The organism is Mesorhizobium sp. M1A.F.Ca.ET.072.01.1.1 (assembly GCF_004023325.1).
Lineage (GTDB): Bacteria > Pseudomonadota > Alphaproteobacteria > Rhizobiales > Rhizobiaceae > Mesorhizobium.
Genome location: NZ_RZSF01000111.1, coordinates 1 through 18508, shown reverse-complemented (window position 1 = coordinate 18508; position 18508 = coordinate 1). Strand labels below are relative to the sequence as shown.

The 18508-nt window shown below is 63.8% G+C and carries 19 protein-coding genes and 3 pseudogenes; 12 read left to right on the top strand and 10 right to left on the bottom strand.

Features of this window, described 5'->3' with window-relative positions:
- The 9 genes and pseudogenes from EOA32_RS17070 to rnhA form a co-directional block, all read left to right on the top strand.
- A pseudogene (locus tag EOA32_RS17070) lies at positions 1-236 on the top strand (protoheme IX farnesyltransferase); the annotation flags it as partial.
- Positions 233-415, top strand: a complete 183-nt coding sequence (locus EOA32_RS17065; protein WP_066998013.1) for a hypothetical protein — start codon at positions 233-235, stop codon at positions 413-415. The pseudogene EOA32_RS17070 and the gene EOA32_RS17065, both read left to right, overlap by 4 nt.
- A gap of 8 nt (positions 416-423) precedes the next feature.
- Complete coding sequence (locus EOA32_RS17060) at positions 424-1050, top strand: cytochrome c oxidase assembly protein (RefSeq protein ID WP_128372357.1); 627 nt, start codon at positions 424-426, stop codon at positions 1048-1050.
- A gap of 1 nt (position 1051) precedes the next feature.
- The gene (locus EOA32_RS17055) at positions 1052-1933 is read left to right on the top strand and encodes a cytochrome c oxidase subunit 3 (RefSeq protein ID WP_066998007.1); all 882 of its coding nucleotides are present in this window, start codon (positions 1052-1054) and stop codon (positions 1931-1933) included.
- 82 nt (positions 1934-2015) lie between these two features.
- The gene (locus EOA32_RS17050) at positions 2016-2402 is read left to right on the top strand and encodes a DUF983 domain-containing protein (protein ID WP_067327857.1); all 387 of its coding nucleotides are present in this window, start codon (positions 2016-2018) and stop codon (positions 2400-2402) included.
- Positions 2399-3154: an SURF1 family protein gene (locus EOA32_RS17045; protein WP_189407176.1), complete on the top strand. Its 756-nt coding sequence runs from the start codon at positions 2399-2401 to the stop codon at positions 3152-3154. Before EOA32_RS17050 ends, EOA32_RS17045 begins: the two co-directional genes overlap by 4 nt.
- Before the next feature lie 73 nt (positions 3155-3227).
- Positions 3228-4232 carry a 4-hydroxy-3-methylbut-2-enyl diphosphate reductase gene (ispH, locus tag EOA32_RS17040; RefSeq protein WP_095781704.1) on the top strand — a complete coding sequence of 335 codons (1005 nt, stop codon included), beginning with the start codon at positions 3228-3230 and terminating at the stop codon, positions 4230-4232.
- Positions 4233-4238: 6 nt separating this feature from the next.
- A complete protein-coding gene (locus EOA32_RS17035) occupies positions 4239-5201 on the top strand; it encodes a homoserine kinase (protein ID WP_128372356.1) in 963 nt (320 codons plus the stop codon).
- Complete coding sequence (gene rnhA, locus EOA32_RS17030; protein WP_095781702.1) at positions 5198-5731, top strand: ribonuclease HI; 534 nt, start codon at positions 5198-5200, stop codon at positions 5729-5731. The genes EOA32_RS17035 and rnhA overlap by 4 nt, the downstream gene beginning before the upstream one ends.
- A 15-nt stretch (positions 5732-5746) precedes the next feature.
- On the opposite strand, the pseudogene EOA32_RS17025 reads toward rnhA, so the two are convergent.
- The 3 genes and pseudogenes from EOA32_RS17025 to EOA32_RS17015 all read right to left on the bottom strand — a co-directional run bounded on the left by EOA32_RS17025 (position 5747) and on the right by EOA32_RS17015 (position 7650).
- Positions 5747-6222 (bottom strand): annotated as a pseudogene (locus tag EOA32_RS17025) (DUF2938 domain-containing protein).
- The gene (locus EOA32_RS17020; protein WP_066998201.1) at positions 6222-6704 is read right to left on the bottom strand and encodes a peroxiredoxin; all 483 of its coding nucleotides are present in this window, start codon (positions 6702-6704) and stop codon (positions 6222-6224) included. The pseudogene EOA32_RS17025 and the gene EOA32_RS17020 overlap by 1 nt, the downstream one beginning before the upstream one ends.
- A 139-nt stretch (positions 6705-6843) precedes the next feature.
- Positions 6844-7650, bottom strand: coding sequence for a protein-disulfide reductase DsbD domain-containing protein (locus tag EOA32_RS17015; protein ID WP_128372355.1), 807 nt, complete (start codon positions 7648-7650; stop codon positions 6844-6846).
- A 127-nt stretch (positions 7651-7777) separates the two neighbouring features.
- On the opposite strand from EOA32_RS17015, the gene EOA32_RS17010 reads away from it, so the two are divergent.
- Entirely contained in the window at positions 7778-8386 is a 609-nt protein-coding gene (locus tag EOA32_RS17010; RefSeq protein ID WP_066997984.1) for a YqgE/AlgH family protein, read from the top strand.
- A gap of 139 nt (positions 8387-8525) precedes the next feature.
- On the opposite strand, the gene EOA32_RS17005 is transcribed toward EOA32_RS17010, so the two are convergent.
- From EOA32_RS17005 to thrC, 4 genes are read right to left on the bottom strand one after another with little or no spacing between them, the layout of a single operon-like run.
- Positions 8526-11414, bottom strand: a complete 2889-nt coding sequence (locus EOA32_RS17005; protein ID WP_095777976.1) for an EAL domain-containing protein — start codon at positions 11412-11414, stop codon at positions 8526-8528.
- A gap of 3 nt (positions 11415-11417) precedes the next feature.
- Entirely contained in the window at positions 11418-12014 is a 597-nt protein-coding gene (locus tag EOA32_RS17000) for a GNAT family protein (protein WP_128372354.1), read from the bottom strand.
- A 16-nt stretch (positions 12015-12030) separates the two neighbouring features.
- The gene (locus EOA32_RS16995) at positions 12031-13323 is read right to left on the bottom strand and encodes a pitrilysin family protein (RefSeq protein ID WP_066997977.1); all 1293 of its coding nucleotides are present in this window, start codon (positions 13321-13323) and stop codon (positions 12031-12033) included.
- A 14-nt stretch (positions 13324-13337) separates the two neighbouring features.
- Positions 13338-14735 (bottom strand): threonine synthase, encoded by a 1398-nt coding sequence (thrC, locus tag EOA32_RS16990; RefSeq protein ID WP_095781965.1) that lies wholly within the window; start codon positions 14733-14735, stop codon positions 13338-13340.
- A gap of 128 nt (positions 14736-14863) precedes the next feature.
- Between thrC and EOA32_RS16985 the strand changes: the two genes are divergently transcribed.
- A complete protein-coding gene (locus EOA32_RS16985) occupies positions 14864-15607 on the top strand; it encodes a hypothetical protein (RefSeq protein ID WP_128372353.1) in 744 nt (247 codons plus the stop codon).
- 30 nt (positions 15608-15637) lie between these two features.
- On the opposite strand, the gene EOA32_RS16980 is transcribed toward EOA32_RS16985, so the two are convergent.
- Complete coding sequence (locus tag EOA32_RS16980; RefSeq protein ID WP_095781964.1) at positions 15638-16327, bottom strand: HAD family phosphatase; 690 nt, start codon at positions 16325-16327, stop codon at positions 15638-15640.
- A 176-nt stretch (positions 16328-16503) separates the two neighbouring features.
- On the opposite strand from EOA32_RS16980, the gene EOA32_RS16975 reads away from it, so the two are divergent.
- Positions 16504-17637 (top strand): site-specific DNA-methyltransferase, encoded by a 1134-nt coding sequence (locus EOA32_RS16975; RefSeq protein ID WP_095781697.1) that lies wholly within the window; start codon positions 16504-16506, stop codon positions 17635-17637.
- Between the two features lie 45 nt (positions 17638-17682).
- Here the strand turns inward: EOA32_RS16975 and EOA32_RS16970 are convergent, their stop codons facing one another.
- Together EOA32_RS16970 and EOA32_RS16965 are read right to left on the bottom strand one after the other, a co-directional pair.
- Positions 17683-18294, bottom strand: coding sequence for an HAD family phosphatase (locus EOA32_RS16970; protein ID WP_095800287.1), 612 nt, complete (start codon positions 18292-18294; stop codon positions 17683-17685).
- Positions 18295-18304: 10 nt separating this feature from the next.
- Positions 18305-18508: pseudogene (locus EOA32_RS16965) on the bottom strand (NUDIX domain-containing protein); the annotation flags it as partial.

Below are 18508 nucleotides of genomic sequence, written 5' to 3'. Positions count from 1 at the left end.
GCGTCTTGCCATGGCTGCTCGGCTACACCACCGCCGCCTATGGCGCGGTTTCCGTTCTGCTCGGCCTGGGCTTCGTCTGGTATGCCTGGAAGGTGCTGGACATGAGCGATGCCGACCGCGCGATGAAGCCGGCCAAGGCGCTGTTCGGCTTTTCGCTGCTCTATCTCTTCGCAATCTTTGCCGCCTATCTCGTCGACAGCGTGGTCGGGCGTGCCCTCGTCATGGGGGGAGCATGATCGTGGCCGATAAGAACCTCGAACTGGTCACCTTGACCGAACGCCAGCGGAAGGCGCGGCGCAGCCGCTCCGTTGCCATCGGCGTCGCGCTGGCCGCGCTCGTCATCATCTTCTACATCGCCACCATCGTGCGCTTCGGCCACCATGCCTCCGGCCTGATACCGACGAATTTGATGTGAGGGCGGCGATGAGCGGCGAGACCGGACCCATCGGGAAGAACAGCAACCGCATCGTCGTGGCGGTCTGCCTTGCCTTCTTCACTGGCATGGTCGGCATGGCCTATGCGGCGGTCCCGCTCTACAAGATGTTCTGCCAGGTCACCGGCTATGGCGGCACGACGCAGCGCGCCGAGAAGCAATATGCCGGTCGCGTGCTCGACCGCGACATCACCATCCGCTTCGACGCCAACACCAACGGCATTCCGTGGCAGTTCGAGCCCGTCGCGCGCTCGGTGACGATCAAGATCGGCGAGACCACGCAGGCGCATTACAGCGCCACCAACAAGTTCGATCGCCCCATCACCGGGCGCGCCTCCTTCAACGTGCAGCCGGAAATGGCCGGCGCCTATTTCAACAAGGTGGAGTGCTTCTGCTTCACCGACACGACGCTCAAGCCCGGTGAGACGCTGGACATGCCGGTCGTGTTCTATGTCGATCCAGACATCGTCAACGTGCCGGAACTGAAGGACTTGAAGACCATCACCCTGTCCTACACCATGTTCCCGGTCGAAAAGAAGCAGCCAGTCGCGTCGTCCGCGCCGGCCGCTCGCAGCAGCAACAAAGTTCCAGATTCCGAAGCAAGCCTCGGGGGTTGATATGGCAGACGCGCACGCAAAACCGAACCACGACTACCATCTCGTCAATCCCAGCCCTTGGCCTTTCCTGGGCTCGATCGGCGCACTGGTCACGGCCGTCGGCGGCGTTTGCCTGATGCAGTATCTGAAGGCCGGCAGCTTCCCAATCTTCGGCCATAACATCGCCAATCCGTGGCTGTTTTTCATCGGCCTGATCATTGTGCTCTACACGATGTTCGCCTGGTGGTCGGACACCATCAAGGAAGCGCATGAGGGCCACCACACGCGCGTCGTTTCGCTGCACCTGCGCTACGGCATGATCATGTTCATCGCCTCCGAGGTGATGTTCTTCGTCGCCTGGTTCTGGGCCTTCTTCGACGCCAGCCTATTCCCGGGCGAGGCCGCGCAATATGCCCGCACCACTTTCACGGGCGGCGTTTGGCCGCCAAAAGGTCTGGAGGTTCTCGATCCCTTCCACCTGCCGCTCTACAACACCATCATCCTGCTTCTGTCGGGCACGACGGTGACCTGGGCGCACCACTCGCTGCTGCACGGCGACCGCAAGGGCCTGATCAACGGCCTGATCCTGACCGTCGGCCTCGGCATGCTGTTCACCATGGTGCAGGCCTACGAGTACATGCACGCTCCGTTCGGCTTCAAGGACTCGATCTACGGCGCCACCTTCTTCATGGCGACCGGCTTCCACGGCTTCCACGTCATCATCGGCACCATCTTCCTGCTCGTCTGCCTGATCCGGGCGATGCGGGGCGATTTCACCCCGAAGCAGCATTTCGGCTTCGAGGCGGCCGCCTGGTACTGGCATTTCGTCGACGTGGTCTGGCTGTTCCTGTTCACCGCGATCTATGTCTGGGCCTCGAGCGGCGCGGTAATCGAAGCCCACTGAGACCCTTTGGATTGAGTTCACGAGGCGGCTGCGGCGACGTGGCCGCCTTATCTTTTTGACCGAACGGGTCTACGGTGCTGACATGAGCGAAGACAAGGCGATCTGGCCACCCGTCGACCCGATCTCGGCCGGGCTGCGCGGCCATTGCCCGCGCTGCGGCGAGGGCAAGCTGTTCTCCGGCTTCCTCACCGTCGGCAAGCGCTGCTACAATTGCGGCCTCGACTATTCCTTTGCCGATGCCGGCGACGGTCCGGCGGTCTTCGTCATCCTCATCATCGGCTTCATCGTCGTCGGCCTGGCGCTGTGGATGGAAGTGACGCTGAGCCCGCCGCTCTGGCTGCATTTCATTTTGTGGATACCGCTGGCGCTGGTGCTGAGCCTGGCGGCGCTGCGCCTGATCAAGGGCGTGCTGATCACCCTGCAATATTCCAAGAAGGCCGCGGAAGGCAGGCTGGACAGCGGCCAATGAGCGATGCGACCTCCTCGACTGCCGGCGCTTCGCGGCCGCGCTCGGCACTGCTGCTTGGGCTCGGCCTTGTCCTGTTCGCCATTCTCCTCGGCCTCGGCACATGGCAGGTCCAGCGCTTGCACTGGAAGGAAGGGCTGATCGATACGATCGACAAGCGCACCCATGCGGCACCGTTGCCACTGACCGATGTCGAGAAAGAATTCGCCGCCACACACGATGTCGACTACACGCCGGTTACGGTGACCGGCACTTTCCTGCACCAGGGCGAACGACATTTCTTCGCCACTTGGGAAGGCGACACGGGCTTCAATGTCTACACGCCCCTGCGGCTCGACGACGGCCGCTTCGTACTCGTCAACCGCGGCTTCGTGCCTTACGATCTCAAGGATCCGGCCAAGCGGAAGCAGGGCGAGGTCGCCGGCACGGTGACGGTGACCGGGCTTGCCCGCAATCCGCTGCCCGAAAAACCCTCGATGATGCTGCCCGACAACGACGTCGCCAAGAACATCTTCTACTGGAAGGACCGCGACGTCATGGCCTCGAGCGCCGGTCTGCCAGCGGGAGCCGGGCTGGTGCCCTTCTTCATCGATGCCGACAAGACCCCTAACCCCGGCGGTCTGCCGGTCGGCGGCGTCACCATAATCGATCTGCCGAACAACCACCTGCAATATGCCGTCACCTGGTATGGCCTTGCCGCCGCCCTTGCCGCGGTGCTGATCCTCAGGCTTCGCCGCCCGGCGAAGGAGGAGTGAGCGCCGCTCTTGACAGGGCAGGGGTGCACGCCTCATTTCGCCTTCAGCTTTCCGACTGAACCGGCCCGTTTTGATGATTGAAAAAAAGCCACCGCTGACGATCAGGCTTTGCCAGCCGCGCGGCTTCTGCGCCGGCGTCGACCGCGCCATCCAGATCGTCGTGCTGGCGCTGAAGAAATACGGCGCGCCGGTCTATGTCCGCCATGAGATCGTGCACAACCGCTATGTCGTCGAGGGGCTGCAGAGCCTGGGCGCGGTGTTCATCGAGGAATTGTCGGAGATCCCGCCCGAGCATCGTCAGTCGCCGGTCGTCTTTTCCGCACATGGGGTGCCGAAATCGGTGCCGGCCGACGCCGAGGCGCGCAACCTGTTCTACCTCGATGCCACCTGTCCGCTGGTGTCGAAGGTGCACAAGCAGGCGATGCGGCACCAGCGGCTCGGCCGCCATGTGCTCCTGATCGGCCATGCCGGCCATCCGGAAGTGATCGGCACGATGGGCCAGTTGCCGGAAGGAGCCGTGACCCTTATCGAGACCGAGGCGGATGCGGCAAGCTTCGTGCCGGCAGACCCGGCGGCGCTTGGCTTTGTCACCCAGACGACGCTGTCGGTCGAGGACACCGCCGGCATCATCCGGGCGCTGCAAGAGCGTTTCCCCGAGCTTCACGCCCCGGCCGCCGAATCCATCTGCTACGCCACCACCAACCGCCAGGAGGCGGTGAAGGAGACGGCCGCCGGTGCCGACCTTTTCCTCGTCGTCGGCGCGCCGAACTCGTCCAACTCGCGGCGTCTTGTCGAAGTGGCGGAGCGCGCGGGCGCCGCGATGTCGCTTCTCGTGCAGCGGGCCTCCGAAATTCCGTGGAATGAGATCGGCAGGATTTCGACGCTCGGCCTGTCGGCCGGCGCCTCGGCGCCGGAAATCATCGTCGACGAGATCATCGACGCGTTCCGGCAACGCTTCGACGTCACCATCGATCTGGCCATCACGGCCACGGAAACGGAGGATTTTCCGGTGATGCGGGTGTTGCGCGATGTCGAACTGACGGCGGCCGACATGGCCTTCGTCAACGGAGCCGCGTAAACCCAGATGGCCGTCTACACCGACGTCAACGAAAACGAGCTCAGCACGTTTCTGAAAGCCTATCCGGTGGGCGAACTCCTGTCCTACAAGGGCATCGCCGAAGGGACCGAGAACTCGAATTTTCTCGTCCATGCTTCCACGGGTTCCTACATATTGACGCTCTACGAGAAGCGCGTCGACAAGGCCGATCTGCCCTTTTTCCTCGGTCTGATGGGCCATCTCGCGCGAAAAGGCATTTCCTGCCCGCTTCCGGTCACCGCGCATGACGGAACCGTCATCGGCACACTCGCCGGCCGGCCGGCCGTCATCATCACCTTTCTCGAGGGCCTGTCGCTGAGGCGCCCGACGGCAGCACATTGCGGCGAGGTCGGCAAGGCGTTGGCCGCGCTCCATCTCGCCGGGCGGGATTTCCCGATGAAGCGGCCGAACGCGCTTGCCATCGACGGCTGGCGCAAGCTCTGGGCGGCGTCGCGCGACCGCGCCGACGAGGTCGAGCCGGGGCTCGCGGCCGAAGTCGACGCGGACTTCCTGGATTTTGAGCGCAACTGGCCGACCCGCCTGCCACAAGGCATCATCCACGCGGATCTCTTCCCGGACAATGTCTTCTTCCTTGGCGAGAAGCTGTCCGGGCTGATCGATTTCTATTTCGCCTGCGACGACCTCTATGCCTATGATGTCGCCACGTGCCTCAACGCCTGGTGCTTCGAGAAGGACTTTTCCTTCAACCTCACCAAAGGGGCCGCGCTGCTTGCCGGCTACCAGTCGGTGAGGCCGCTTGAGGGCGAGGAAAAAACGGCGCTGCCGATGCTGGCGCGCGGCTCGGCGCTTCGCTTCATGCTGACCAGGCTCTATGATTGGCTGACCATTCCCAACAGCGGGCTGGTGATGAAGCGCGATCCGACCGAATATATCCGCCGCATGCGCTTCCACAGGGCGATCAAGTCTCCATCCGAATACGGACTGACATGAACAAGCAAATCGAGATCTTCACCGACGGCGCCTGCTCGGGCAATCCCGGGCCGGGCGGCTGGGGCGCGGTGCTGCGCTACAACGGCGTCACCAAGGAGCTGTCGGGCGGCGAGGCCGAGACCACCAACAACCGCATGGAGCTGCTTGCCGCCATCAGCGCGCTCGATGCGCTGAAGGAGCCGTGCACGGTCGATCTCTATACCGACAGCAAATACGTCATGGACGGCATTTCCAAATGGATCCATGGTTGGAAGAAGAACGGCTGGAAGACCGGCGAAAGGAAGCCGGTCAAAAACGGTGAGCTCTGGCAGGCGCTCGACGAGGCCAACAGGCGCCACAAGGTTATCTGGCACTGGGTGAAGGGCCATGCCGGCCACCCGGAGAACGAGCGCGCCGACGAACTGGCAAGGCTAGGCATGGCGCCGTTCAAGCCGAAACAGGCGCGGCCGGCACCGGTTGCGGCTGCGCCGCAGAAGGCTGGTGCTCCGGCCAGGAAGCCCGCGGCCAGGCGTTCGACGCAGAGCTATTAACGCGCCTGACGTTCTCTACCGGATCGCTAGCGCCGTGGAGAACAGGCCGGGGCGAAGACCGTGTGCGAGACGAGGTTGAGCGCGCGCACCAGCATCGGGTTGGGCGTCCTGGATGCTGCCCAGCCGGCGCCCATGCCGGGCGCCAGCAGGAACCAGCCGGCGCCGACGGTGACGATGCCGAGGATAAAGGCCGGCAGGAAGGTCGGCGCCGCCAGCCAGCCCGTTCCCGCCAGCACGACCAGGATCACGCCGTAGAGAATTCCGACGAGATAGTGGAACGCCCAGCCCAGCGCCTTTTCATGCGTGTAGGGGGCGGCCTGACTGATATCGTCATGGAAGACCTTCTCGGGCAGATGCCGGACCCAGCGGCCGACCATGCCCCAATTCGGCCGCGGCAGCCCGAACGCCTTGTTGAGGATAATGGCCCAGACGTCCATGAAGACCGTGGCGCCGATGCCGATCGCGATGGCGCGCCAGACGATGTCGAGCATCAGAGCTGCTCGAGGATTTTGGCCGCCCCGCTCTCGTCGACGCCCGGCTTGGCTTCGACATTGAGCGCCACGACCTTGCTGTCATCGACGATCATCGAAAAGCGCTTCGAGCGCAGCCCCATGCCGTTCGCGGAAAGGTCGTTGTCGAGTCCGACCGACTTGGCGAAGTCTCCGCTGCCGTCGGCGAGATAGAGGATCTTGCCTTCGCCACCGGTGAAGCGTGCCCAGGCGCCCATGACATGGACGTCGTTGACCGAAACGACCGCGATAGTGTCGACGCCGCGCGCCACGATGGCGTCGTGGTTCTCGAGATAGCCCGGCAGATGGTTGTTGCTGCAGGTTGGCGTGAAGGCGCCGGGAACGCCGAAAAGCACCACCTTCTTGCCGGCGAAAATCTCGGCGCTGGTCATCGGCTTGGCGCCATCGGCGGTCATCACCTTGAAAGTCGCCTCGGGCAATTTTTCGCCAACCGAAATAGTCATGGTTTCCTCGTTTGGGAGATTGGGAAGGATCTGTGCCTGCGATATCGAACCGGGCCGCATTCCGCAACCGTTCAGAGCAATGCCAGGAAAAGTGCCCAGCGGTTTTCCATCCGCAATTGCGGCTCCACGACGAATTGGCTCAAGGGAAAGGCAGCATCCCGTCCACCGCACCTTCGGTGCTTGTCAGCGTGTAGTAGAGCCCGCCATCCGTGGGCGTCGCCGACGGCCGGTCGAGGATCGGCACGGTGAAAACAAGCTTGCCGTCCTTCTCGCTGCGCACCGGCGCGCCGAACATATAGTCGCGCTCGCCCGCGATGAAAAAGTCGACGGACTCGGCATCGCCGGGCGAATGCGCCTCGACGATGAGCGTCTCGTGATCGCCGGGCAGCACGCGGATGCCGAAATCAGGTCGCGCCGGGGCAGGAAGCGTTGCAAGCGCCGTCTTCACCAGCGCCGCGTCGGTGGGGTTGTCCGGATCGGAAGCAGGATCGAGGCTGAGCCTCGTTTGCACCGGAATGCAGATCGTCTCGCAAATGCCGAGAAAGACGTTGGCATCGATCGTCGCCGGCTGGTCGGGCGCCGACAGCGTGAAGGTCACCGGCAGCGATACGGGACGGTCGTAGCCGGCCCATTTGCCGTAGCCGTCGTCGTGGCGCTGCGGCGGCGGAAACGACAGCTTTGCATCTGCGATGTTGGTGCTGGCCGAGATGTCGATCTGCGGCGGCACACCGGCGTCGCCGGGATCGCGCCAATAGGTTTTCCAGCCTGGCTTCAGCGCGATGTCGAGCACGCCGTGGATCTTGCCCGTCTCGTCCGGCTTGCCGCTGGTCACCAGCCGCACCTTGCCGCCTTCGCTGTTGTACCAGGCCGAGGATGATGCCTCGGCCGGCTGCCCCGCTGCCAGGCCGACGACGGCGCCGAGCGCCACAATATTCAGGTATCGCATGACGGTGATTTGATCGCCCGTTCTTGGCCGCGCAATGATTTCATGTTCCTGCAGGTATCATATTTGCGTGACATCGGGCAGCCTGACCATCTTTTCGGCGCCGCGGAAACGGGTTACCCTCAGCTCCATGGACTTGTTGCGTCACAAAAAGAAGACGGCCGGACGCGGCTTTCTCGACGATCAGTTCCTGATTGCCATGCCTGGCATGAAGGACGACCGCTTCACGCGCTCCGTCATCTATATCTGCGCCCACAGCGACGAGGGCGCCATGGGCCTGATCATCAATCAGACGCAGCAGATGCTGTTCCCCGACCTTCTGGTGCAGCTTGGCATCGTGAACGAGCAGGAAGCAATCCGCTTGCCGGCGCATGCCCGCGATTTCGTCGTGCGCAATGGCGGGCCTGTCGACCGCAGCCGCGGCTTCGTGCTGCATTCCGGCGACTATCGCGTGGAATCCTCGCTCAACGTCTCCGACGACATCTGCCTGACCGCTACGGTCGACATCCTGCGCGCCATCTCGACGGGTCGCGGGCCGCGTCATGCGCTGATGGCGCTCGGCTATTCCGGCTGGGGCGCAGGCCAGCTCGAAAGCGAGATCGCCGAGAATGGCTGGCTGACCTGCCCGGCGACGCCTGAGCTGCTGTTCGACGCCGACATCGAGCGCAAATACGATCGCATCCTTGCCTCGATCGGCATCGATCTCGCCCATTTGAGCGCCGCCGCGGGGCACGCTTAAACGCCTTTGCCGACCTGCGGGACTGGTCGAACCCGCCTTGGCTTCGTCATCAGCTCTGAGGAATGGCGGCGCTCTGAGCGTTTAGGGTGATGACGAGTTGGAAGGTCACCGCAGTTCGTAAGCGCCGAAGCAACGCCCTCTAAGCCTGCGTGAGCGGGTACTGCTCCCTCAGCGTCTTCAGCACCTGGTCGCCGGGCATCGGCGCGCCGAACATGAAGCTCTGGACATATTCGCAGCCCATCTGGCGCAGCTCCAGCGCGTCGCTTTCGTCGGAGATGCCTTCGGCGACGACCGACAGGCCAAGCTCATGGGCCATGTTGACCATGGACTTGAGCAGCACCGCACGTTTCGGCGTTGCGTCGTCGACGAAGCTCTTGTCGATCTTGATCGTGTCGAAGGGGAAGCGCGTCAGGTAGGAGAGCGATGAATAGCCGGTGCCGAAATCGTCGAGCGACAGTCCGATGCCGAGTTGCTTGAGCTTGGTCAGCACATGCGCGGTCTGCTCGGGATTGTCCATCACCAGCGATTCGGTGAGTTCGAGCCGGAAGCAGCGCGGCTTCAAGTTGGCCCGCGCAATGACGGAGCGCACGTCGCTGACCAGGTCGCGGCGGATGAGCTGCCGGCTGGAGAGGTTGACCGAAACCGACAGCGGCGCGTCGCCGATCTGCTTCTGCCAGGCCGCCAGATCCTCGGCCGCCTGCTGCATGGCGAACAGGCCGAGCTGCACGATCAGGCCGCAATTCTCAGCCACCGGGATGAAGTCTCCCGGCGGGATCATCCCGCGCCGCGGATGATCCCATCTGAGCAGCGCCTCGAAGCCGGCGACGCTGCCATCCTCCAGCCGCACGATCGGCTGGTAGGCAAGCGTGAATTCGCGCCGCTCGATGGCGCGGCGAAGGTCGGATTCGAACTGCAGCCGGTCGGTGCCGACGGTGCGGAAGGCCGGCCGGAACGGCTCGATCCTGTCGCCGCCGAAACGCTTGGCCTGATGCATGGCAAGCTCGGCGTCCTTGACCATGTCCTCCGACGAGGTTTGCGCCGTCGTCCAGGTGATCAGGCCGATCGAGGCGGTGAGCACGATCTCGCGCTTGGCAAAGGTGATCGGATTGTTGATCGCATGCTTGATGGCATCGGCCATGGCGGCGATGCGGGCCGGATCCTGTTCCGACAGCAGCATCAGCGCGAACTGGTCGCCGGCAAAGCGCGACAGCGAATCCTTGGGCTTCAAAAGCCGGTGCAGCCGGCGCGCGATGGTCAGCAGGATGGTGTCGCCGGCCGAAATGCCGAGCCCGTCATTGACCTGTTTGAAACGGTCGATGTCGATGACGAAGACGGTCGGGCGCACCTTGTCCTCGGTGCGGGCGATCGAGATGATCGCCTCCAGCCGGTTCATGAACAGCTCGCGGTTAGGCAGGCCGGTCAGGTTGTCGTGCACGGCGTCGTGCAGCAGCCTTTCCTCGGACTTCTTCTGCTCGGTCACGTCGACCATGGTGCCGACGCAGCGGATCACCTCGCCATCCGACCCGATCACGGGACGGGCGCGCAGCGAGAACCAATGATAATGCCCGTCGGCGCCGCGCAGGCGGAAATTCTGGGCCACGCGGCCGCGGCGGTGCTCCAGCACCACGTCCAGCGTGGTGCGGAAGGTGTCGCGGTCGTCGGCATGCAGCACCGGCAGCCAGTTGCGGGCCGCGCCCGAAAGGCTGTTGGGGGCAAGGCCGAGCTGCAGGCTGATGTCGGGCTTGGTCACCACGCGGTCGCGCAGCACGTCCCAGTCCCACACGATGTCGCCCGAGCCGGCGACTGCAAGCGCCTGGCGCTCGAGGTCGGAAAACAGGCCCTGGTGCAGCGCGCCGCCGGCAAAAGCGTGCTGCATCACCGTGAAACCGATCAACAGGATGATCAGGATCAGGCCGCCGCCGAGCGCCGGCTGGGCGATGTCGTTGTCCAGCATGCCGGTGATCGCCATCCACGACCCACATAGCCAGAGCAGCACCATCACCCAGCTCGGCACCAGCATGATCGCGCGGTCATAGCCGCGAATTCCGAGGAAGATGATGAGGCCGAGGCCGGTGAGCGCGGTGGCGGCAAACGAGATGCGGGCGATGCCGGCGGCGACCGCCGGATCGACGATGGCCACGCCGGCAATCAGCAGCAGCCCGAGGATCCAGACCAGCGCGCCATAGCTGAAATGGCCGTGCCATCGGTTGAGGTTGAGATAGGCGAACAGGAACACCACGAAGGTACCCGCCAGCGCCACCTCGGTGCCGGCCCGCCACATCTGCTCGTTGCCGGGCGAGATTTCGATGACCTTGTTGAGGAAGCCGAAATCGACGCAGATATAGGCGAGCACCGCCCAGGCAAGGGCGGCGGTGGCCGGGAACATCGAGGTTCCCTTGACGACGAACAGGATGGTCAGGAACAGCGCCAAGAGGCCGGCGATGCCGATGACGATGCCGCGGAACAGCGTGTAGGAATTGACCGAGTCCTTGTAGGATTCCGGGTCCCACAGATAGACCTGCGGCAGCTTGGGCGAGGCGAGCTCGGCGATGAAGGTGACGACCGTTCCGGGGTTGAGCGTCACTCGGAACACATCGGCGTCGGGGCTGGTCTGGCGGTCGAGCGCGAAGCCTTCGCTGGGCGTGATCGCCGCGATGCGCGTCGAGCCGAGATCGGGCCAGAAGATACCGGAATTCACCAGGCGGAAATGCGGCGCGACGATCAGCCTGTCGAGCTGCTGGTCGGTGGTGTTGGCCAGCGCGAACACCGCCCAGTCGCCGGTCGAGCGCGCGTCATTGGCCTCGACCTCGATGCGCCGCACGATGCCGTCGGGGCCGGGCGCGGTCGAGACCTGGAAATTCTCGCCCTGGTTCCGGTAGATCTCGACTGCGCCCGAAAGGTCGAGCGCCTTGTCGTCGCGGGCAATCTTGATCGGCTCGACGGCCAATGCCGGCGCAACCGCTGAAAGCGTGACGAAGAGCGCCAGGATGAGGGCGAACAGCGACGCGATTCGCGAAAAAGTCGTCACATATCAGCCCTTCGTTCCATCACCCGGCGGATCGTCCGCGATCCGGGCGTAGAGGTAGTGATCCTGCCAGATGCCGTTGATCCGGAGATAGGATCTGAGAAGTCCTTCGCGCCGGAATCCGGCTTTTTCAAGCACGCGGATCGACCGTGCGTTGTCGGGAATACAGGCAGCCTCGATCCGGTGCAACCGCAGCGTATCGAAGGCAAAACGCGACACCACCTTGACCGCGTCGGTCATCAGTCCACGGCCGCCGAAGCGCTCGCCGATCCAGTAGCCGATGTGGCCGCTTTGCGCGACACCGTGGCGGATGTTGCCGAGCGTGATGCCGCCGGCGAGCTTGCCGCTCGACTTCTCGAAGATGAAGAAGGCAATGGCCGTGCCTTGCGCATAGTCCTCGCGGTAGCGGCCGATGCGCAGCCGCCAGGCGGTGCGGTCGAGCTCGTCAGGCTGCCAACGCGGCTCCCATGGCTCCAGAAAGGCGCGGCTTTCGCCGCGCAGCGTCGACCATTCGCGGTAGTCGTTGATCAAAGGCACGCGCAACGTGACCTTTTCGCCCTTCAGTGCCGGCAGGTCGCGGCGAAAGAAAGGAAGCGCGAACACGACTTTGGAACGAAGGTTAGACGGCGAGCCTGCGAGCCGTCGTCTGCGGGCCCGCAAGCGATTCGAGGATCGCCTCGTAGGGCGCCAGCGTGCCCACGGGGCCGACCGCCGTCAGCGTCGGCTTGGTCGAGAACAGCCGCGAGGAGAGATCGGTCAGCCGCTCGACGGTCAGCGCCGCCAGCCGCTCCATCAACTCCTCCTTGGCGATCGGCCGCCCGAACAGCAGCAACTGCCTGGCGATCTGCGAGGCGCGGCTTGCCGGGCTTTCGGCCGACATGATTAGGCCGGCCCGATATTGCGCGCGTGCGCGGTCGAGCTCATCCTGCTGGATGCTTTCCCCGGCCTTCTGCAATTCGTCGATGATGACCGGCACCAGCTTGGCGATATCACTCTGTCCGGTCGCCGCATGCACACCGAAAATGCCGGTGTCGGAAAAGCCCCAGTGGAAGGCATAGACCGAATAGCACAGGCCGCGCTTCTCGCGCACTTCCTGGAACAGCCTCGACGACATGCCGCCGCCGAGGATCATCGACAGCACCTGCGAGGCGTAGAAGTCGCGCACATGGTAGGCGCGGCCCTCGAAGCCGAGCACGATCTGCGCATCCATCAGGTCGCGGTCCTCGCGGAAGTCGCCGCCGACATACTGCGCATATTGCGGGATGTTGCTGGTGGCCTTGGCGCGGAAGCCGCCAAGCTGTCTTTCCACCTCGCGCACGAAATTGTCGTGCTTGATGTCGCCGGCGGCCACGATCACCATGCGCTCGGCGCCATATTGCCGTTCGATGAAATCGTGCAGCTGCCTGGAGGTGAAGGATTTGACCGTCTCCGGCGTGCCGAGGATCGAGCGGCCGATGGTCTGGTGGCGGAAGGCGGTTTCGGTGAAACGGTCGAAGACGATGTCGTCCGGCGTGTCGTGCGCGGCGCCGATCTCCTGCAGGATCACATGCTGCTCGCGCTCCAGTTCCTCCGGATCGAACTCCGATTCCTGCAGGATGTCGGCCAGGATGTCGACCGCGAGCGGCACGTCGGCGGAAAGCACCCTGGCGTAGTAGGAGGTCGTCTCGACGCTGGTGGCGGCGTTGATCTCGCCTCCGACATTCTCGATTTCCGAGGCGATCTCGAAGGCGCTGCGCCGTTTCGTTCCCTTGAAAGCCATGTGCTCGAGCAGATGGGCCATGCCATGCTCTTCGTCGCGTTCATTGCGTGCGCCCGACTTGACCCAGGCGCCAAGGGCAACGGATTCGAGGCTTGGAAGGGTTTCGGTGGCGACCGTCAGGCCGTTCGACAGACGGCTTACCTCAACACCCATATGGCAACTACTCCCTAACGGGCCGCCCGCGTGTGGCGGCTCACGTATTCTTCCACCATTTTCAGCTCGGATGGAAGTATGGTGTACTTTTCGTCGGCTGTCATCAAGCCGGCGAGCCAAGCGGGCAGCGCTGGCGTAACGCCGCTGGCGGCCTTGACCGCCGCCGGGAATTTGGCCGGATGCGCGGTGCCGAGAACCACCATGGGCACGGCGCCCGACATATGGCCGGCCGCTACGTGCATAGCGGCGGCCGTGTGCGGATCGAGCAGATAGCTGCTCGCTTCAAGCGTCTGGCGAATGGTTGCCGCGACCTCGTCGACGCTGGCGCGGCCGGCGTCGAACTCCGCACGGATTTTCGCCATTTCGCCCGCTTCGACGGTAAAGGCGCCGGACTGCTTCAGCCCGTTCATGTAGCGCCTGACCGTCGCCGCATCCCGGCTCGCCGCCTCGAACAGCAGGCGCTCGAAGTTCGAGGACACCTGGATGTCCATCGACGGCGAGGTGGTGGCGAACACGCCCTTGGTGCGGTATTCGCCGCTTGCAAGCGTGCGCGCCAATATGTCGTTGTCGTTGGTGGCGATGATCAGCCGCTCGACCGGCAGCCCCATTCTCTTGGCGGCATAACCGGCGAAAATATCGCCGAAATTGCCGGTCGGCACGGTGAATGACACCGGCCGGTCGGGCGCGCCCAGCGACAGCGCCGAGGAGAAGTAATAGACGATCTGGGCCATGATGCGGGCCCAGTTGATCGAATTGACGCCCGACAGCGACACCCTGTCGCGGAAGGCGTGGTCGTTGAACATATCCTTCACCAGGCCCTGGCAATCGTCGAAATTGCCTTCGATCGACAGCGCATGGACGTTCGCCGCGCTCGACGTCGTCATCTGCCGCTGCTGCACCGGCGAGACCTTGCCGTTGGGGAAAAGGATGAAGATATCGGTGCGGTCGCGGCCGGCAAAGGCGTCTATTGCCGCGCCCCCGGTGTCGCCGGAGGTGGCGCCGACGATGGTCGCGCGGTTGCCCCGTTCGACCAGCACATGGTCCATCAGCCGCGCGAGCAGCTGCATCGCCACGTCCTTGAAAGCCAGCGTCGGGCCGTGGAAGAGCTCGAGGATGAAGGTGTTTTTGCCCGTCTGCACCAGCGGGCAGACCGCATCGTGCCGGAAAGTCGCGTAGGCTTCACGCACCAGCCGTTCGAAGACGGGTGCGGCGATCTCGCCGCCGAGGAAGGGTGTCAAGACGCGGATGGCAAGGTCGGGATAGGCGAGGCCGCGCATCGCGCGAATATCGGCGGACGAGAACTGCGGCCATTCGCGCGGCAGGTAAAGCCCGCCGTCGCGCGCCAGTCCGGCCAGCACCGCGTCCGAAAATCCAAGCACGGGCGCATCCCCGCGGGTACTCACATATTGCATCGTCAAGAACCCATTGCTGCCGGCCGCGTCATCCACGGCAAATTGGTTAATTTTCCGAGCCGGCTCAGTCGCATTTTCGCCGCGGCGTTGATATACGTCACCGGCTTTGTGAGAGGGAAGTGCAGTTCATGAGGTTTTATTCGGTCAACCGCCGTGTTGTCGCGGGTCTGGCGCTCACCGGCTTTATGCTTGCCGCCGCAGGCTGCCAATCGAGCGACAATGGCATTTTGAACTTCGGCTTCAGCAAGAAGGACCCGACCGCGCCGCCACCGCCGCAGGACCCCAAGGTGCTTGCCAGCCAGTTGCGCGCCTACTGCCCGAAAGTGACTCTGCGCGACGGCACCGCCTTCTTCAATACCTATGCCAAGGGCACCGCTGCCAAGACGAAGAAAAAGAAAGTCGATGCTGGGGCGGACGCTGAAGCCCAGGCAGCCGCAGCCGCACAGACCGGACCCAACGGTCAACCCGTCGACCCCAATCGCGATCCCGCCAAGATCATTTATCAGGCGTCGATCACCGACGTGACACGCGACTGCACTCACGAAAACGGCCAACTGACGATGAAGATCGCGGTGGCCGGTAAGGTCGTGCCGGGGCCGCTGTTCACGCCCGGTACCGTGACGATGCCGATCCGCATCGCGGTCCAACATGGGCCTGACGTGCTCTATTCGCAACTTCATCAGTATCAGGTGCAGGTCACCGATCCGTCTGCCGCGACGCAGTTCGTCTTCACCGACACCAATGTCGTGGTGCCGGAGCCGACCGCCCGCGACTACCAAGCCTATGCCGGCTATGACGAGAACGCGCCGGCAGCGACGGACAAGTCCAAGGCCAAGAGGAAGAAGCGCGTCGCCGCGGCGGCGACAAACTGATCTGGTTCGCCGCCAATCGCGCTTCCGCGGTTAGGCGTCCTCCGACCACTCCGACAATGCCGCGATTGTGCTGCCGAGTTCCGCCAAACGGCGGATGACGGTTTCGGCGCCCGCTTCGGTCAGCGAGTCGGCATGGCCGGGATAGCTGTGCCCCGCGCCGGTGAAGCCGATGACGCGCATGCCCGCCGTCCTGGCGCCGGTGACGCCGTGCACCGAATCCTCGATGACGAAAGTGTTCTTCGGGTTGGCGCCGAGCTGTTCGGCGGCATAGAGGAACACGTCCGGTGCCGGCTTGGTCTTCTTGCTGGGGATGTCGAGCCCCGAAAAGATGCGGCCGGCGAAGAAGGGCAGCAGGCGCACCTTTTCAAGCATGAACTCGATCCGCTCGGTGCGCGAATTGGAGCAGACGGCGCGCGGCGTGGTCACCGCCGCCACCGCCTCGCGTGCGCCGTCGATGATGCGCACGTCGCTGCGCAGCTTGCGATCGACGAGTTCCTCGGCGCGGTCGATCAGCGAGGCCTGGAAGGGAAGGTGAGATTTTTCCTCGACCCGCATCAGGATGTCCTTGAAGGTCAGCCCGGCATAGGTCTCGGCAAGCTCCTCCGGCGAAATCTCGTATCCGGCCGATGTCAGAAGCTCGGCCTCCACGCGCGCGGCGATGATCTCGGAATCGACGAGCACGCCGTCGCAATCGAAAATGACAAGGTCTGGCTGGGGCATTGGCAATCCGAAAACGGGAGGAAAATGGCCTGACTGGCCCAAGCGGCGCGGCATACACCAATGGGCCGGTGTTCGCAAATCGGTGGCGCAGGCTCTCGCTCGACCTTCACCGAATGTTTACGCTGATCGGTAACCATAACGGCCAGTAAACCGTAACGTGTGCTTTGGGTGTTTTGATGTCTGCCGTGCGTCTTCTCGACGAGCTTTCCCACGCTCCCCAGCAGTCCGAATGGCTGGACACGATCCTCAAAGGCGATTGCGTCGCCACCCTCGACAGGCTGCCGGAAAAGTCGATCGACGTCATCTTCGCCGATCCGCCTTACAACCTGCAACTCGACGGCGATCTGCATCGGCCCGACCAGTCCAAGGTGGACGCCGTCGACGACGACTGGGACCGGTTCGAGAGTTTTGAGGCCTATGACGCCTTCACCCGCGCCTGGCTGCTTGCCGCGCGACGCGTGCTGAAGCCCAATGGCACGATCTGGGTGATTGGCTCCTACCACAACATCTTCCGCGTCGGTGCCAGGATGCAGGATCTCGGCTTCTGGATCCTGAACGACGTCGTCTGGCGCAAGACCAACCCGATGCCGAATTTCCGCGGCCGCCGCTTCCAGAACGCGCATGAGACGATGATCTGGGCCTCGCGCGACCAGAAGTCCAAGGGCTACACCTTCAACTACGAAGCGCTAAAGGCCTCGAATGACGATTTGCAGATGCGCTCTGACTGGCTGTTCCCGATCTGCACCGGCGCCGAGCGCCTGAAGGACGAGAACGGCAACAAGCTGCATCCCACGCAGAAGCCGGAAGCGTTGCTGGCCCGCATCATGATGGCCTCGACCAAGCCGGGCGATGTCGTGCTCGATCCCTTCTTCGGCTCGGGCACCACGGGTGCGGTCGCCAAGCGCCTCGGCCGTCACTTCGTCGGCATCGAGCGCGAGCAATCCTACATCGATGCCGCCAATGAGCGCATCGCCGCCGTGCGCCCGCTGGATGAGGCCGACCTCACCGTGCTGTCCGGCAAGCGCGCCGAGCCGCGCGTCGCCTTCATAAGCCTGATCGACACCGGCCTGGTGGCGCCGGGCGCCACACTTTACGACGCCAAGAAGCGCTGGGCGGCCAAGGTGCGCGCCGACGGCACGCTGGCCATCGGCGACAGCGCCGGCTCGATCCACAAGATCGGCGCCGAGGTGCAGGGTTTGGACGCCTGCAACGGCTGGACCTTCTGGCACTATGAGCGCAGCGGCGGCCTCACCCCGATCGACGAATTGCGCCGCATCGCCCGCCTCGGAATGGAGCGGGCAGGCGGCTGATCCGCTTGAATCGAAAGCTCAACCGATTGCTGCAAGTGGTTCAGTTCAGGCCGCAATCCCGAGCCGTTCAAGATCCGCTTGAAGCGCCTTGGCATCGGTGAACAGCACCGCCTGCCAGCCGGCGGCCTTGGCGCCGTCGACATTCTTCTGGCTGTCGTCGATGAAGAGTGTGGCGGCCGGCTCCAGGTCGAAGGATGCGACGTGACGGTCGTAGATGGCCTGGTCCGGCTTGATCAGGCCGATCTCGCCCGAGACGGTGACGCCGCGCGGCCGATTGAGAAAGTCGAAGCGCCGGCGGGCTTCGGCGAATGTGTCGGCGGCGAAATTGGTCAGCATGGTCACATCGCGGCCCCTGTCGATAAGGCCGACCATGATGGCGACGCTGTCGTCATAGGCATGCGGCACCATCTCGTGCCAGCAGCGGCGGAAGTTGCGGATGTTCTCGGCGTGATCGGGGTGTTCGGCGATCAGCAGCGCCTCGGCGTCTTGCCAGGTGCGGCCGCGATCCTGCTCGATGTTCCAGGCGCTGGTGCAGACATTGTCGAAGAACCATTTCCGCTCCTCGGCATCCGGGATCAGCCGGCTGAACGGAAGGTCCGGATCGTAGTGGATCAGCACCTTGCCGATGTCGAACACGATGTGGCGGATGTCAGTCATTGCGGTCCTTTCAACGCGGGCGCTGCGGGGCTTGCTTTTTGGTTGCGCCCGGTATCGCTGCCTCGATTACCTTTTTCATGACGGTCGGCAGCGCTTCCCCGGAAATTTCGTGGGCTAGCGACCAGAAATGCCCGTTGGGCGCATCACCCCTGATGTGGGCATGGAAGACGTCGAGTTCGAGCGCGAAATGGGTGAAGACATGGCCGATCCGCCC